The organism is Microbacterium thalassium (assembly GCF_014208045.1).
Lineage (GTDB): Bacteria > Actinomycetota > Actinomycetes > Actinomycetales > Microbacteriaceae > Microbacterium > Microbacterium thalassium.
In genome coordinates this window covers 2,653,790-2,669,809 of sequence record NZ_JACHML010000001.1, presented here as the reverse complement: position 1 = coordinate 2,669,809, position 16,020 = coordinate 2,653,790, and the positions used below count along the sequence as shown (strand labels likewise).

Here is a 16,020-nt window from a genome sequence, read left to right as displayed (position 1 = left end):
AACGCGTCCAACAATACGCCACGAATCGGGCGTCACCGCACATCCCCGCGCCTGCGACGCGCGGAGGATCGGCCGGGATAGCGTGGCGGGATGAGCAGCAGCGGCCGTGTGGGCAGACCCAAGGCGTCGTCGAGGGAGACTCTCGCCGAGGCGGCGTGCGAACTGTTCCTCGAGAAGGGCTTCGAGGCGACGTCGATCGTCGACATCACCGGGCGGGCCGGCGTGAGCCGCTCGAGCTTCTTCAACTACTTCGCCTCCAAGTCCGACATCCTGTGGGCGGGGTTCGACGAGCGGCTCGAGCAGCTGACGGAGCGCCTGGGGGCCTCAGGGACGGCGGAGGACGGCGACCCCGCCGCGGCCGTGCACGGGGCGGTCGTCGCGATCGCCGACGGCTTCGCGCCCGACTCCCTCGCGCTCGGCATCGTCAACGCGTCCGCCATGGGCCTGACCGACGAGCTCGAGCGCGAGTCGGCGGTGCGGCGCACGCGCATCGGCCGCGCCGTCTCGGAGCGCTTCACCCGCGGCGGCGCCGACCGCCTGGGAGCCGAGGTCGCGGGCTCCGCGTGGGGAGGAGCTGTGCTCGCGGCGATCGACGCGTGGGCGCACGACGGGGCGGGCCGCACCGAGCTCGCGCGGTTCCTCGACCGCGCGGCCCGATCCGCCGCCACCGTCGCGACGGCGCCCGATGGGGCCGTGCGGCAGCTCCGCGTCGTGGTGACCGCGCCCGACTTCGACGACGCGGTCGCCTTCTACCGCGACGTCGTCGGGATGCCGCAGAGCGAGGCGTACGAAGCCGAGGCCGGCGCGCGCGTGGTGATCCTCGACGCCGGTCGTGCGACGCTCGAGCTGTCCAATCCCGCGCAGGTGGCCTTCATCGACCGCGTCGAGACGGACGGGGATGCGCCGAGCGACCGCATCCGCATCGCCCTCGAGGTCGACGACACGGCCGAGGCGGCGCGACGACTCGCCGATGCGGGGGCTTCGGTGGAGGCGCCCGCCCGGCAGACCCCGTGGCGCTCGGTCAACGCCCGGCTGCGGGGCCCGGCGGACCTGCAGCTCACGCTGTTCGAGGAACTCGGCGACCCCTGACGTCGCCGGGGCCGCCCGCGGGCGGGGCGGCGGCCGCACTCGCGTAGAATCGGGGGATCATGGCGACTTTCGGCACCCTCTCCGACCGGCTCACCGAGACCTTCCGCAACCTCCGCACCAAGGGCAAGCTCACGCCCGCGGACGTCGACGGCACGGTGCGCGAGATCCGTCGCGCCCTGCTCGACGCGGATGTGGCCCTCGTGGTCGTGAAGGAGTTCACCGCCAAGGTGCGCGAGCGCGCGCTCGGCGACGAGGTCAACCGTGCGCTGAACCCCGCGCAGCAGGTCGTGCAGATCGTCAACGAGGAGCTCGTCGCGATCCTCGGCGGCCAGCAGCGCCGCCTGCAGTTCGCGAAGAACCCGCCGACCGTCATCATGCTCGCCGGCCTCCAGGGCTCGGGAAAGACGACCTTCGCCGGCAAGCTCGCCAAGCAGCTCGAGAAGGACGGCCACACCCCGCTCCTGGTCGCGTGCGACCTCCAGCGCCCGAACGCCGTGAACCAGCTCCAGGTCGTCGCCGAGCGCGCCGGAGCGGCGATCTACGCACCCGAGCCCGGCAACGGCGTCGGCGACCCTGTGCAGGTCGCCCGTGACGGCGTCGAGGTCGCGCGCCGACAGCAGCACGACACCGTCATCATCGACACCGCCGGCCGCCTCGGCATCGACGCCGAGCTCATGAAGCAGGCCTCCGACATCCGCACGGCGACGACCCCGGACGAGGTCCTGTTCGTCATCGACGCGATGATCGGCCAGGACGCCGTCAACACGGCGAAGGCGTTCCAGGACGGCGTCGACTTCTCGGGCGTCGTGCTCACCAAGCTCGACGGCGACGCGCGCGGCGGCGCCGCGCTGTCGGTCGCGAGCGTGACCGGCCGCCCCATCATCTACGCCTCCACGGGCGAGGGCCTGGACGACATCGAGGCGTTCCACCCCGACCGCATGGCCAGCCGCATCCTCGACCTCGGCGACATCCTCACGCTCATCGAGCAGGCCCAGCAGGCCTTCGACGAGGAGGAGGCGCTCAAGGTCGCCGAGAAGCTCGCGACCGAGACCTTCACGCTCGAGGACTTCCTGCAGCAGATGCAGCAGCTGAAGAAGATGGGCTCGATGAAGAAGATGCTCGGGATGCTCCCGGGCATGGGCTCGATGAAGCAGCAGATCGAGGACTTCGACGAGCGCGAGATCGACCGCACCGAGGCCATCATCCGCTCGATGACCCCCGGCGAGCGCCGCAACCCGAAGGTCCTCAACGGATCCCGGCGCCTGCGCATCGCGCGCGGATCGGGCATGACCGTGACGGACGTCAACCAGCTCGTGCAGCGCTTCGACCAGGCGGCGAAGATGATGAAGACCGTCGCCAAGGGCGGCGTGCCGAACATCCCGGGCATGGGCCCGGTTCCCGGCGCGGGACGCCCTGGAGGCTCGTCCAAGCGGGGCGGCAAGAAGAAGGGCGGCGGCGGCGGTTCGCGCTCGGGCAACCCCGCGAAGCGCGCGGCCGAGAACGCCCAGCTCGCCGCTCAGGCGCCGGCCACCCCGACGGGCTCGGGGTTCGGCCTCGGCGCGGGCCAGGGCGCGCCCAGCGAGGCCGATCTCGCCGAGCTCCAGAAGATGCTCGGCAAGGGCTGAGCCCGCTCAGCGGATGCCGCGGCCCCACAGCACCAGCGGCGTGCGGTCCGCGTAGGCGCGGTAGTCGTCGCCGAACGCGTCGATCAGGTGCCGCTGCTCGACGCGCGCCTTCGTCACCAGCACGACGGCCAGCAGAGCCCACACGACGATGAGCTCGATGCGCGCGCGCCACAGCACCCATCCGGCGGCGCCGATGAGGATGCCGAGATAGATCGGGTTCCGGGTGAAGCGGTAGACGCCGCCCGTGCGCAGCGGCGCACCCGGGCGCGGGGCGACCCACGGCACGATGTCGCGGCCGATCGCGAGCAGGCCCGCGGCGGCGAGGGCCGTCCCGGCGATCGCGATCGCCGCCGCCACCGCCGTGAGCCACGGCGCGCTCCACAGCGGCGCGCCCGGCAGCAGCAGCGCGGCCAGCAGCAGGAACTGCGCCGCGACCAGCCAGTCGCCGCGCGTGCGGCCCCCCGGTTCGTCGGTCATGGAGTGTCCTTCGGCGGGCGCGCGCGCAGCGTCGGACCCTCGCGGAACTCACGGATGAGGTGCTGCACGACGACGTGCAGATCTCCGGCGGCGGCGTCCGCGACCGCGAGCTGGCGGGCGTAGCTCGCACCCGTGCGCAGGATCGCGTCGAGGCCGGCGAACTCGCGTGCGCAGTCGAGTTCGGCGGCGACGCCGGCGACGCGCTCCATCGTCTCGGCGAGGTGCTCCCGAACCGGAACCTGGCGTCCCGACCGATCGACGATGACCTCCGCTTCCAGGCCGTAGCGCGCCGCGCGCCACTTGTTCTCGCGCACGAACCACGGGGGAAGCGACGGCAGGGGCCTGCCGGCGTCCAGCTCGCGCGAGAAGTGCTCGACAAGCGTCTGCACGAGCGCGGCGACCGCCGCGAGCTCGGCGAGCGTCGACATGCCGTCGCACGCGCGCACCTCGATCGTGCCCCAGCGCGGGGCGGGCCGGATGTCCCACCGGACCTCGGTGACGTCGTGCATGACGCCGGTGCCGACCATGTCGTCCAGATACGACTCGAACTGGGTCCAGTCCGTCAGCGGCCAGGGCAGGCCCGCGGTCGGAAGCTGCTGGAACACCAGCGCCCGATTGGAGGCGTAGCCGGTGCGCTCCCCGGCCCAGAACGGGCTCGAGGCCGACAGCGCCTGGAGGTGGGGGAGGAAGGTCGACAGGGCGCCGATGAGCGGGAAGACCTTGGCGACGTCCTCGACGCCGACGTGCACGTGGATGCCCCAGATCATCATGTTCCGGCCCCACCACTGGGTCCGGTCGATGAGCGCGTGGTAGCGCGTCTTGTCGGTGACGCTCTGGTCGTACCACTGGGCGAACGGATGACTGCCGGCGCACAGCAGCGCGATGTCGCGCGGGTCGGTGACCGTGCGGACGGCGGCGATCGCGTCGGCGATGTCGGCGACGGCGGCGGCGAGGGTCGAACCGACCCCGCTGGTCACCTCGACCGTGTTGGTCAGCAGCTCGCCGGTCACGGTGAATCGCTCGCGGGCCGCGACGTCGGCGACCGCCGCGAGGACCTCGGGTGCGCGCGGGACCAGATCGCCGGTCTCCCCGTCTGCGAGCATGATCTCCCACTCGAGGCCGACCGACGAACGCGCGGACGCTGCGAACGACACGGTCACGCGCACAGTCTGGCATGCCGCCCCTGCGGCGCGTCGGCCGCGCACCGGTTCGCGGCATCCGCTTCGATCTGGCAGAATAGAGGGTCGGACGTGGCGCTCGACCCTCTATCCAGCGCCGAGGTCCATCCCAGAGCTTCCGCCGGGTGTGCACCCCACGCTCACGGCGACCGGTTCAATCCGTTTCCACACTTTTCAGGAGAATCGTGGCTGTCAAGATTCGTCTCAAGCGGCTCGGCAAGATCCGTGCCCCGTACTACCGCATCGTCGTCGCCGACTCGCGCACCAAGCGCGACGGTCGCGTGATCGAGGAGATCGGCAAGTACCACCCCACCGAGGAGCCCTCGTTCATCGAGGTCGACTCCGACCGTGCGCAGTACTGGCTCAGCGTCGGCGCCCAGCCGACCGAGCAGGTCCGCGCCATCCTCAAGATCACGGGCGACTGGGGCACCTTCAAGGGCGAGAAGGACGCGAAGTCCACCCTGAAGACCGCCGAGGCCAAGCCGGCCTTCGAGGTCGACGCCTCGAAGAAGTCGGTCGTCAAGCCCAAGGTCGAGAAGAAGGCCGAGGAGCCGGCTGCCGAGGCTGAGGCCGAGGCTCCCGCCGCCGACGAGACCGACGCAGAGTAGTGCTCGCCGCCGCGCTCGAGCACGTCGTCAAGGGGATCGTGGACCACCCCGACGACGTCCGCATCCAGTCCTCCTCCACGCCCCGCGGTGACGTGCTCGAGGTGCACGTCCACGTGGACGACCGGGGACGGGTCATCGGGCGCGGCGGCCGCACGGCCAAAGCGCTGCGCACCCTCATCACCGCCCTCGCCGACGGCCGCCGTGTGCGCGTCGACGTCGCGGACGACTGACGTGACGGGCGGCGAGGCCGGAAAGGCCGAGACCGGTCGCGCGCGCGCGACCCCGCCGGCGGGGCGGACCCAGCTCCGCGTGGGCCGGCTCGTGAAGGCCCACGGCCTCAAGGGCGCCCTCAAGCTCGAGCTGTACACCGACGACCCCGACGGACGCTTCGTCCCGGGCGCCGTCTTCACTCTTCAGGTTCCCGAGTCCTCACCCTGGCACGGGAAGCCGCTCACGGTCCGCGAGTTCAAGTGGATGAACTCCCATCCCGTGGCCTTCTTCGAGGGCGTCGACGACCGCACCGCCGCCGAGGAGCTCGTGCGCGCCATCCTCTGGATCGACGAGGACGCCACCGCCGCTCCCGCCGAGGACGACGCCTGGTACGACCACCAGCTGGTGGGCCTCGACGTCATCCGCGACGACGCGCGTGTCGGACGCGTCGTGCGGGTCGATCACATGCCCGCACAGGACCTGCTGGTCATCCGCGTGGACGACGACCGCGAGGTGCTCGTCCCCTTCGTCAAGGCCATCGTCCCCGAGGTCGACATCCAGGCCGGGCGCCTGACCGTCACGCCGCCCGACGGCCTGTTCGAGGAGATCGCCGACGAGGACGCCGGCGGCGACGCGGCCGCCGAGGCGGATGACGACGCGGCGGGCCCCGACCGCGCGGGCTGATCGCGGCACCGCATCCCTACACTCGAAGCCATGCGCATCGACATCGTCACGATCTTCCCGGCGTTCTTCGATGTGCTCGACGTCTCGCTGATCGGCAAGGCCCGCGATCGCGGCATCCTCGATCTGCACGTCCACGACCTGCGGGACTGGACGCACGACCGTCATCGCACGGTCGACGACACCCCCTACGGCGGCGGCGCCGGAATGGTCATGAAGCCCGAGCCGTGGGGCGAGGCGCTCGACGCCGTGCTGTCGCCCGACGCCGTGCTGCTGGTGCCCTCGCCGGCCGGTGAGCGCTTCACGCAGGCCATGGCGCGCGAACTCGCCGCGGAGCAGCAGCTCGTGTTCGCGTGCGGCCGCTACGAGGGCATCGACCAGCGCGTCGTCGACCACTACGCCGAGCGCGGCCGCGTGCGCCTGGTCAGCCTCGGCGACTACGTCCTCAACGGCGGTGAGGTGGCGGCCATGGCCGTCATCGAGGCCGTCTCGCGCCTGATCCCCGGCGTCGTCGGCAACCCCGACAGCCTCGTCGAGGAGTCCCATGAGGACGGGCTGCTGGAGTACCCGAGCTACACCAAGCCCGCCGTCTGGCGAGGCATCGAGGTTCCGCCGGTGCTCCTCAGCGGCAACCACGCCGCGATCGCGGCGTGGCGGCGCGAGCAGAGCCTGGAGCGCACGAAGCGGCACCGGCCCGACCTGCTCCCGTAGCGTGCGCCGGCGCCCGGGAGTTCCTGACATACTCCTGGAGGAGACCGCGTTCGCGCGACATGTGCTCGTTACCGGCGGGAAACCCGCCGGATGCCGGGTCGCGCAAGAGTGGTCCTGTTCAACTGCGAAAGGACGATGGCTATGCGCCGTGCCAAGATCGTCGCCACGCTGGGGCCTGCGACCGCCAGCTACGAGACCGTCGAAGAGCTGGTGAGGGCGGGCCTGGACGTCGCCCGCATCAACCGGAGCCACGGCGACTACGCCGACCACGAGAAGGCCTACGCCTACGTGCGCCGCGCGAGCGACACCACCGGCAAGGCCGTCGGCATCCTCGTCGACCTGCAGGGTCCGAAGATCCGTCTCGCACGCTTCGTCGACGGTCCACACGAGCTGGCGCCGGGCGACGAGTTCACGATCACGACCGAGGACGTGCCCGGCACCAAGGAGATCTGCGGGACGACGTACCCCGAGCTCGCGAAGGACGTCGAGGCCGGCGACACGCTGCTGATCGACGACGGCAAGGTGCGCCTGCGCGTGCTCGACAGCGACGGCGTGAAGGTGCGCACCGAGGTCGTCGTGGGCGGCAAGGTCTCGAACAACAAGGGCATCAACCTGCCCGGCGTCGCCGTCAGCGCGCCGGCGCTGAGCGAGAAGGACGAGGCGGACCTGCGCTGGGCGCTGCGGCTGGGCGCCGACATCGTGGCGCTGTCGTTCGTGCGCAGCCCCAAGGACGTCATCCGCGCCCGCGTCATCATGGCCGAGGAGGGGCGCGACGTCCCGCTGTTCGCCAAGATCGAGAAGCCCGAGGCGGTCGACCATCTGCAGGACATCATCGACGCGTTCGACGGCGTCATGGTGGCCCGCGGCGACCTGGGCGTCGAGCTGCCGCTGGAGACGGTGCCGCTCGTGCAGAAGCGCGCCATCGAGCTCGCGCGGCGCTGGGCGAAGCCCGTCATCGTCGCGACCCAGATGCTCGAGTCGATGATCGACAACCCGGTGCCCACGCGCGCCGAGACCTCCGACGTCGCCAACGCGGTCCTCGACGGAGCCGACGCGGTCATGCTCTCGGGCGAGACGAGCGTGGGAGCCCACCCGGTCACGGTCGTGGAGACCATGGCCCGGATCGTGTCCTCGACCGAGCGGGAGGGCCTGTCGCGGATCCCCGCGCTCGGCACGAAGCCGCGCACGCAGGGCGGCGCGATCACGCTCGCAGCGGCGAGCATCGCCGACTTCGTGGGCGCGCGGTACGTGTGCGTGTTCAGCCAGTCCGGCGACTCGGCGCGGCGCATGTCGCGGCTGCGTCACGAGGTGCCGATCCTGGGCTTCACCGACCTGCCGGGCACGCGGTCGCGCAGCGCGATCATCTGGGGCGTCGAGACGTTCCTCGTCCGACGCGGGAAGACGACCGACGAGCTGCTGGCGATCCTCGATGAGACGCTGCTGTCGTCCGGTCGCGCGCAGATCGGCGATCGCGTCATCATGACCGCGGGCGCCCCTCCCGGGATCGCCGGCTCCACCAACGACGTCCGCGTGCACACCATCGGCGCCGGCTCCGCCGAAGTCATCCGCTGACCCTCCCGACGGCGGGCACCGCGCCGGAGTGGCGCCGTGCGCCGACGCCGCTTCGGCGTCGGTAATGTGGGGAGTTCGGGAGGAGACTGCGTGGAGACCTGGCCAGGATCGGCATACCCGCTGGGTGCGACGTTCGACGGAAACGGAACGAACTTCGCCCTGTTCAGCGAAGGGGCCGAGCGCGTCGAGCTGTGCCTGTTCGGCGACCGCGGCAAAGAGACGCGCGTGCCGCTGGTCGAGGTCGACGCGTTCGTGTGGCACGCGTACCTGCCGAACATCGGGCCGGGCCAGCGCTACGGGTACCGCGTGCACGGACCGTACGACCCGGCGAAGGGGCAGCGGTTCAACCCGAACAAGCTCCTGCTGGACCCCTACGCGAAGGCCGTCGACGGCCAGGTGGAGTGGGGCCAGTCGGTGTTCGGCTACGACTTCGGCTCGCCCGACTCGCGCAACGACGAGGACTCGGCGTCGTCGATGATGAAGGGCGTCGTCATCAACCCCTTCTTCGACTGGGCGGGCGACCGCCAGCCGAAGACGCCGTACGCGGAGTCATTCATCTACGAAGCGCACGTCAAGGGGCTCACGCAGCGCCATCCCGACATCCCCCACGAGATCCGCGGCACGTACAGTGCGATCGCCCACCCCGCGATCATCGATCACCTCAAGCGGCTCGGGGTGACCGCCATCGAGCTGATGCCCGTGCACCAGTTCGTCAACGACTCGCTTCTGCAGGAGAAGGGCCTGTCCAACTACTGGGGCTACAACACCATCGCGTTCTTCGCGCCCCAGAACACCTACGCCGCCACCGGCCAGCGCGGCAACCAGGTGCAGGAGTTCAAGGGCATGGTCCGGGCGCTCCACAGCGCCGGCATCGAGGTGATCCTCGATGTGGTCTACAACCACACCGCCGAGGGCAACCATCTGGGGCCGATGCTCTCGATGCGCGGCATCGACAACGAGGCGTACTACCGCCTCGAGCAGAGCGACAAGCGCTACTACACCGACTACACGGGCACCGGCAACAGCCTCAACGTCGGCAACCCGCATGCGCTGCAGCTGATCATGGACTCGCTGCGGTACTGGGTGCTCGAGATGCACGTCGACGGCTTCCGCTTCGACCTCGCCTCGGCGCTGGCGCGCGAGTTCTACGACGTCGACCGCCTGGCGACCTTCTTCGAACTCGTGCAGCAGGATCCGGTGGTGTCGCAGGTCAAGCTCATCGCCGAGCCGTGGGACGTCGGGCCCGGCGGCTATCAGGTCGGCAACTTCCCGCCCCAGTGGACGGAGTGGAACGGCAAGTACCGCGACACCGTGCGCGACTTCTGGCGGGGCGAGCCGCAGGCGCTCGGCGAGTTCGCGTCGCGTCTGACCGGTTCGGCCGATCTGTACGCGCACTCGGGCCGGTGGCCGGTGGCGTCGATCAACTTCGTCACCGCACACGACGGCTTCACGCTGCGGGATCTCGTGTCCTACAACCGCAAGCACAACAAGGCCAACGGCGAGGACGGCCGGGACGGCGAGGACCACAACCGGTCGTGGAACCACGGCGCCGAGGGGCCCACCGACGACCCCCGGATCCTCACCCTGCGGGCGCGCCAGCAGCGCAACTTCATCGCGACGCTGCTGCTCAGCCAGGGGGTGCCGATGCTGCTGCACGGCGACGAGCTGGGACGCACCCAGCGCGGCAACAACAACGGGTACGCGCAGGACAACGAGCTCACCTGGATCGACTGGGACAGCGCCGACCAGCCGCTCATCGAGTTCACGGCGGCGCTGGCGCGCCTGCGGCGCGAGCATCCGACGTTCCGCCGCCGCCGCTTCTTCAACGGCCGCCCGGTCCGGCGCGAGGCGGGGGAGCCCGTGCCCGACCTCGTGTGGCTGCGGCCGGACGGCAGCATCATGCAGCCCGAGGACTGGGATTCGGGCTTCGGCCGTGCGATCGGGGTCTTCCTCAACGGCGACGGCATCCGCGAGCGCGATCGTCGCGGCGACGAGATCGAGGACGAGCACTTCCTCGTGCTGTTCAACGCCGGCGACGAGGACATCGCCTTCCACGTGCCCGAGGTCGACTTCAGCCCGCGGTGGGACGTGCTCGTCGACACCGCCGGCGAACTGGCCGACGTCGGGCCCATCGATCAGGGCGGCAGCGTCATGCTGCACGCCAAGGCGCTCATCGTCCTGTGCGAGCACGACGAGCAGGGAGACGTCGAGGCCGATCACTCGGTGGCGGCATCCCTCGCGCACGCCCTGACGGGAGCGATCGAGGTCGTGCCCGGTCACGCTCCCAAGATGGAGGCGAGCGGCTCGTCGTGACACCGGCCTCCACGTATCGCCTGCAGATCCGTCCGGGATTCGACCTGGATGCGGCGGCCGACGTGGCCGGCTACCTGCGCGACCTCGGCGCGGGCTGGGCGTATCTGTCGCCGCTGCTGGCCTCGGCCTCGGGGAGCGAGCACGGGTACGACGTCGTCGACACCTCGACGGTGGATGCCGCGCGCGGCGGACCCGATGCGCTCAGCCGGTTCGCCGGCGCGGCCCGGGCGAGCGGCCTCGGCATCCTCGTCGACATCGTCCCCAACCACATGGGCGTCGCGCGTCCGCGCGAGAACGCGTGGTGGTGGGACGTGCTCGAGCGCGGCCGTGCGTCGCGGTTCGCCGGGGCGTTCGACATCGACTGGGAGTACGGCGGCGGCCGCCTGCGGCTCCCCGTGCTCGGGGCCCCGCTCGACGAGGCCGTCGCCGACATCGGCATCGACGCGGAGGCCGGGGTCGCCCGGTACTTCGATCTGGAGTTCCCGCTGGCGTCCGGCACGTTCGACGACGTTCCCGCAGGCGGCGCGGCGGACCGCGATCAGGTCCTGGCGGTGCTCGCGCGTCAGCACTGGCAGGTGGTGTACTGGCGCGAAGCCGAGACCGCCCTGAACTACCGGCGCTTCTTCACGGTGACGGGCCTGGCGGGCCTGCGCGTCGAGGTGCCGTGGGTGTTCGAGGCCGCGCACGCCGAGGTCCTGCGCTGGATGCGGGACGGACTGGCCGACGGCCTGCGGATCGACCACCCGGACGGGCTCGCCGACCCCGGCCGGTACCTCGAGACGCTGGCGGCCGCGACCGGCGGTGCGTACGTCGTCGTCGAGAAGATCCTCGAGCATGCCGCGACAGATCACCCCGAGCGGCTTCCGCCGTGGTGGGAGACGGACGGCACCACCGGCTACGACGCGATGGCCGAGATCGATCGCGTGCTGGTCGACCCCGCGGGGGAGGGTCCGCTCGCCGCGCTCGACGAGCGGCTCGGCTCCCAGGCCGCGCCGGCGTGGGCGGAGCTCATCCACGGCACGAAGCGCACGATCGCCGACACCGAGCAGCACGCCGAGGTGCTGCGGCTCGTGCGCTGCCTCGACGTGCCCGTCCCGCACGCCCAGGACGCCCTCGCCGAGCTGCTGGCCTGCTATCCGGTGTACCGCTCGTACCTGCCGGCGGGTGTCGACCACCTCGAGCACGCGGCGACCGAAGCCACCCGCCGCCGCCCCGACCTCGCCGGCACGATCGCGCGCCTCGTGCCGCTGCTGGGCGACGCCGACGGCGAGCTCGCCCGCCGGTTCCAGCAGACGACGGGCCCGGTGATGGCCAAGGGCGTGGAGGACACCGGCTTCTACCGCTGGACGCGCCTGGGGACTCTCACCGAGGTCGGCGGCGACCCGTCGGTCTTCTCGCTGTCGGTCGCGGGCCTCCACCGCGCGTTCGAGCGCCGGCAGTCGGCGTGGCCGAGGACGCTGACGGCGCTGACCACCCACGACACCAAGCGCAGCGAGGACGTGCGCGCGCGCCTGTCCGTGCTCGCCGAGCTGCCGCAGCAGTGGGCGGATTCGCTCGAGAGGCTTCGCTCGGTCGCTTCGTGCGGAGACGGGCGCTTCGACGCGCTGGTCTGGCAGGCGGTGATCGGCGCGTGGCCGCTGACGCCCGAGCGCCTGCACGCCTACGTCGAGAAGGCGGCGCGGGAGTCGGGGGCGCACACCGACTGGCTCGCGCCCGACGAGGCCTTCGAACGGCGCCTGCACGGCGTCGTCGATGCGGCGTTCGGCGAAGCCCGCGCCGAGGTCGAGGGCTTCGTCGCGTCGATCCGCACTCACGGCTGGTCGAACTCGCTGGCGGCCAAGCTCATCCAGCTCGCCGGCCCCGGCGTGCCCGACGTCTATCAGGGCACCGAGCTGTGGGACCTGTCGCTGGTCGACCCCGACAACCGTCGCCCCGTGGACTTCGCGCGGCGCCGCGAGCTGCTGGCGCGCATCGACGGCGGATGGATCCCGCCGGTGGACGACACCGGAGCGGCGAAGCTCCTGGTCACGTCGCGCGTGCTGCGCGCCCGCCGCGACCGGCCGGAGCTGTTCGAGCGGTACACGCCGATGGAGGTCGTCGGCGCCGCCGCGGGACACGCGGTCGCGTTCGACCGGGGCGGAGCTCTGGCCGTGGCCACGCGCCTGCCGGCGGGGCTCGCGGCCCGGGGCGGCTGGGGCGACACGACGCTGCTGCGCCACTCGGGCCCGACCGTGGACGCGTTCACGGGTCGCGTCTTCGAGGGCTCGGCGGTCGCCGTGGCCGATGTGCTCGCGACGTACCCGGTGGCGCTGCTGCTGCCTGCGTGAGGAGATGGCGATGATCGAGGTCTGGGCTCCACGAGCCGACAGCGTCCGGCTGCACCGGCCGGGTCATGCGGATGCCGGCATGTCACGGCATCCGTCCCGTCCGGGCGTGTGGACGAGCGATATCACCTTCGAGGCGGGTGACGAGTACGGGTTCGTGCTCGGCGATTCGCTCGCCGCGCGACCGGATCCGCGCTCGCGGCGCCAGCCGCGCGGTGTGCACGACCTGTCGGCGCACGTCGACCCGGCGGCGTTCGCGTGGACCGACGACGACTGGACCGGTCGCCCCCTCGCGGGCGGCATCGTCTACGAGATGCACGTGGGCACCTTCACGCCCGAGGGGACTCTCGACGCCGCCGCCGATCGGCTCGAGCACCTGGCGCAGCTCGGCGTCACCCACGTCGAGCTGCTGCCGGTCAACGCCGTCAACGGCGTGTGGAACTGGGGCTACGACGGCGTGCTGTGGTTCGCCGTCCACGAGCCGTACGGCGGACCCGACGGCTACCGACGCTTCGTCGACGCCGCTCATGCCGCCGGCATCGCCGTCGTGCAGGACGTCGTCTACAACCACCTCGGGCCCAGCGGCAACTATCTGCCCGAGTTCGGACCGTACCTGCGGGAGAAGAGCCGAACGTCGTGGGGCGAGAGCATCGACCTCGACGAGCCCGAGGTGCGCGCGGTCATCCTCGACAACGCCCGGATGTGGTTCGAGGAGTACCACGTCGATGCGCTGCGGCTGGACGCCGTCCATGCGCTCGCAGACCACGGGCCGGTCCACATCCTGCGCGAGCTGGCGGAGTCCGCAGATGCCCTGTCCGCGCACCTGCAGCGGCCTCTCACGCTCATCGCCGAATCCGATCTGAACGATCCCACGCTGATCCTGCCGCGCGAAGCGGGCGGCTACGGGCTGACGGCGCAGTGGAGCGACGACTGGCATCACGCCGTGCACGTCCTGCTGACCGGCGAGACCGCCGGCTACTACGAGGACTTCGCCGATCCCGAGGCGCTGGGCAAGGTGTGGACGCGGGGGTTCTTCCACGACGGCACGTTCTCGTCCTTCCGCGGCCGCGCCCACGGCGCGCCGGTGCCGGAGGAGGTGCCCGCCTGGCGCCTGGTCACCTTCGCCCAGGACCACGACCAGATCGGCAACCGCGCGATCGGCGACCGGCTCTCGCAGTCGCTGTCGCCCGGCCGCCTCGCCGTCGCGGCGGTCCTCACCCTGACGGCGCCGGGGACGCCGATGCTGTTCATGGGGGAGGAGTGGGGGGCCTCCACGCCGTGGCAGTTCTTCACGTCGCACCCCGAGCCCGAGCTCGGCGAGGCGACGGCTCGGGGGCGCATCGGCGAGTTCGCGCGCATGGGCTGGGACGAGTCGCAGGTGCCCGATCCGCAGGACCCCGAGACGTTCCGGCGGTCCGTGCTGGCGTGGGAGGAGGCACGTCAGGGTGAGCACGCGCGCCTGCTCGAGCTGTACCGCGCTCTGGCGCGCCTGCGCCGGGAGCGGCCCGAGCTGACCGATCCGGCGCTGGCGTCACTGGGCGCGGCGGACGTCGTGTGGGACGATCCGTCGCATCGCGCCGTGCGCCTGGGGCGCGGCCCGGTCGAGGTGCTCGTGAACCTCACCGATCGCGAGGTGGTGTTCGACCGCGTCGGCACGGTGCTGCTCGCCACCGCGGATGCGGCTCCGGTCGGCGGGACGCTGACGCTCCCGAGCGAGTCGGCCGCCGTCGTCGAGACGGCGCGGGCGGGCTCCTAGTCGACGCCGAGGAACGAGCGGTCGGTGAGGACGATCGGGCCGTCCTCGGTGACGGCCACCGTGTGCTCGGAGTGGGCGCCGCGTGAGCCGTCCGCGCTGCGCAGCGTCCAGCCGTCGGCGTCCGTGATCAGCTCGTCGGTCGTGCGCAGGAACCAGGGCTCGAGCGCGACGACGAGCCCTGCCCGCAGCGGGTAGCCGCGCCGGGGCTTGCCGTCGTTGGGCACGTGCGGGTCGCCGTGCATGACGCGGCCGACGCCGTGTCCGCCGAAGTCGGTGTTGATCGAGTAGCCGTCGGCGTGCGCGATCTGGGCGATCGCGTGGGAGATGTCGCCGATGCGGTTGCCCACCACCGCGGCGTCGATCGCGGCCGCCAGCGCGCGCTGGGTCGTGTCGATGAGCGCCAGGTCCTCGTCGCGCGGCGTGCCGACGACGAACGAGATCGCCGAGTCGGCGACCCAGCCGTCCACGGAGACGGCGAAGTCGAGCGAGACCAGGTCGCCGTCCTTCAGGTCGTAGTCGTGGGGGAGCCCGTGGAGCACCGCGTCGTTCACGGACGTGCAGATGACCTTGCCGAACGGACTGCCGCCGAAGGAGGGGTGGTAGTCGATGTAGCACGAGGTGGCGCCGGCGCGACGGATCAGGTCGTGGGCGCGGCGGTCGATCGCGAGGAGGTTGGTGCCGACCGTGGTCTCTTCGCGCAGCGTGGCCAGGGTCTCGGCGACGAAGCGGCCGGCCGGCCGCATCGCTTCGATCTCGGCGGGGGTGCGCAGTTCGATCATGGGTGTGGTGTCCTCTCGTCCTCTACATTCTGTCGGACGCGCTCGTCCGGAACTGGGAGGTCGCCCTGTGTCGTCGCCCGACCCGGCGACACGCGGGCGCGACGGGCGTAGCATCGAGGCATGTGGCTGCGTCGCGCGTTCTTCGCCTGGATGATCCCGGCCGCGTTCGTGTTGCCGCTGTGGCTGCTCATCGGCTGGGCCGTCACCGGCGCCGGAGCGTGGGCCTTCCTGTGGGTGCTGTTCCTCGCCATCCCGGGGGTGTTCGTGTGGCAGCTGCTCATGACGCTCCTGGTGCGCGCCCGTGGCACGGTCCGCGCGCATCGCGCCGTGTCGTGGTGGGACGTGCTCGGATTCGGCGTCTGGCATGCTCTCGTGATCGCGCTCGGCTTCTTCGACCCGTCGTGGTGGGCCGCGGCCTTCGTCGTCGCGATCGTCGTCGGCGTGGGCCTGTTCTGGCTGTCGCTGTGGCAGCTGTGGCGCGAGGCGCGTCCCACGGGAGCGTTCGTGCGCGTGTCCGAGGGCATGACGTACCTCTCGCCCGAGGCGTCGAGCCGACCCGAGCCGCAGCGTGAGCCCCAGGTGATCATCGTCAACGAGAAGCAGAATCCGGCCGCCTGATCCGGTTTGGCCGAACCCCGCCCTCCGTGGCAGAATAGATTCTTGTGCCCTGACCAGGCTCTGCCTCAGGGGAGCCGCC

The 16,020-nt window shown here is 71.5% G+C and carries 14 protein-coding genes; 11 read left to right on the top strand and 3 right to left on the bottom strand.

Annotation, left to right across the window (positions count from 1 at the left end; all coding sequences use genetic code 11):
* Window positions 1–90 precede the first annotated feature (90 nt).
* Both HD594_RS12345 and ffh read left to right on the top strand, forming a co-directional pair.
* Window positions 91–1,089, top strand: a complete 999-nt coding sequence (locus tag HD594_RS12345; protein ID WP_184751244.1) for a TetR family transcriptional regulator — start codon at window positions 91–93, stop codon at window positions 1,087–1,089.
* A gap of 59 nt (window positions 1,090–1,148) precedes the next feature.
* Window positions 1,149–2,714, top strand: a complete 1,566-nt coding sequence (gene ffh / locus HD594_RS12340) for a signal recognition particle protein (protein ID WP_184751243.1) — start codon at window positions 1,149–1,151, stop codon at window positions 2,712–2,714.
* A 6-nt stretch (window positions 2,715–2,720) separates the two neighbouring features.
* Here ffh and HD594_RS12335 read toward each other — a convergent pair whose 3' ends face one another.
* Together HD594_RS12335 and HD594_RS12330 are read right to left on the bottom strand one after the other, a co-directional pair.
* Window positions 2,721–3,191, bottom strand: coding sequence for a methyltransferase family protein (locus tag HD594_RS12335; protein WP_184751242.1), 471 nt, complete (start codon window positions 3,189–3,191; stop codon window positions 2,721–2,723).
* Complete coding sequence (locus tag HD594_RS12330) at window positions 3,188–4,351, bottom strand: glutamate--cysteine ligase (RefSeq protein WP_184751241.1); 1,164 nt, start codon at window positions 4,349–4,351, stop codon at window positions 3,188–3,190. Before HD594_RS12330 ends, HD594_RS12335 begins: the two co-directional genes overlap by 4 nt.
* A gap of 203 nt (window positions 4,352–4,554) precedes the next feature.
* Here HD594_RS12330 and rpsP point away from each other — a divergent pair, with 203 nt between their 5' ends.
* From rpsP to treZ, 8 genes are all read left to right on the top strand, one after another.
* Window positions 4,555–4,977: a 30S ribosomal protein S16 gene (gene rpsP / locus HD594_RS12325; protein WP_184751240.1), complete on the top strand. Its 423-nt coding sequence runs from the start codon at window positions 4,555–4,557 to the stop codon at window positions 4,975–4,977.
* On the top strand, window positions 4,977–5,207 hold the full coding sequence (locus HD594_RS12320; RefSeq protein ID WP_184751239.1) for an RNA-binding protein: 231 nt from the start codon (window positions 4,977–4,979) through the stop codon (window positions 5,205–5,207). The genes rpsP and HD594_RS12320 overlap by 1 nt, the downstream gene beginning before the upstream one ends.
* Window position 5,208: 1 nt before the next feature.
* Window positions 5,209–5,871 (top strand): ribosome maturation factor RimM, encoded by a 663-nt coding sequence (gene rimM, locus HD594_RS12315; RefSeq protein ID WP_184751238.1) that lies wholly within the window; start codon window positions 5,209–5,211, stop codon window positions 5,869–5,871.
* A gap of 30 nt (window positions 5,872–5,901) precedes the next feature.
* Complete coding sequence (gene trmD / locus HD594_RS12310; protein WP_184751237.1) at window positions 5,902–6,579, top strand: tRNA (guanosine(37)-N1)-methyltransferase TrmD; 678 nt, start codon at window positions 5,902–5,904, stop codon at window positions 6,577–6,579.
* A gap of 141 nt (window positions 6,580–6,720) precedes the next feature.
* Window positions 6,721–8,151, top strand: coding sequence for a pyruvate kinase (gene pyk / locus HD594_RS12305; protein ID WP_184751236.1), 1,431 nt, complete (start codon window positions 6,721–6,723; stop codon window positions 8,149–8,151).
* Window positions 8,152–8,241: 90 nt separating this feature from the next.
* Window positions 8,242–10,464, top strand: a complete 2,223-nt coding sequence (gene glgX, locus HD594_RS12300) for a glycogen debranching protein GlgX (protein WP_184751235.1) — start codon at window positions 8,242–8,244, stop codon at window positions 10,462–10,464.
* Window positions 10,461–12,791 (top strand): malto-oligosyltrehalose synthase, encoded by a 2,331-nt coding sequence (gene treY / locus HD594_RS12295; protein WP_184751234.1) that lies wholly within the window; start codon window positions 10,461–10,463, stop codon window positions 12,789–12,791. Before glgX ends, treY begins: the two co-directional genes overlap by 4 nt.
* 10 nt (window positions 12,792–12,801) lie before the next feature.
* On the top strand, window positions 12,802–14,544 hold the full coding sequence (gene treZ / locus HD594_RS12290; protein ID WP_184751233.1) for a malto-oligosyltrehalose trehalohydrolase: 1,743 nt from the start codon (window positions 12,802–12,804) through the stop codon (window positions 14,542–14,544).
* On the opposite strand, the gene map is transcribed toward treZ, so the two are convergent.
* Window positions 14,541–15,323, bottom strand: a complete 783-nt coding sequence (gene map, locus HD594_RS12285; RefSeq protein ID WP_184751232.1) for a type I methionyl aminopeptidase — start codon at window positions 15,321–15,323, stop codon at window positions 14,541–14,543. The two genes, treZ and map, sit on opposite strands and share 4 nt — an antisense overlap.
* 120 nt (window positions 15,324–15,443) lie before the next feature.
* Between map and HD594_RS12280 the strand changes: the two genes are divergently transcribed.
* A complete protein-coding gene (locus HD594_RS12280; RefSeq protein ID WP_184751231.1) occupies window positions 15,444–15,941 on the top strand; it encodes an MFS transporter permease in 498 nt (165 codons plus the stop codon).
* Window positions 15,942–16,020 lie beyond the last annotated feature (79 nt).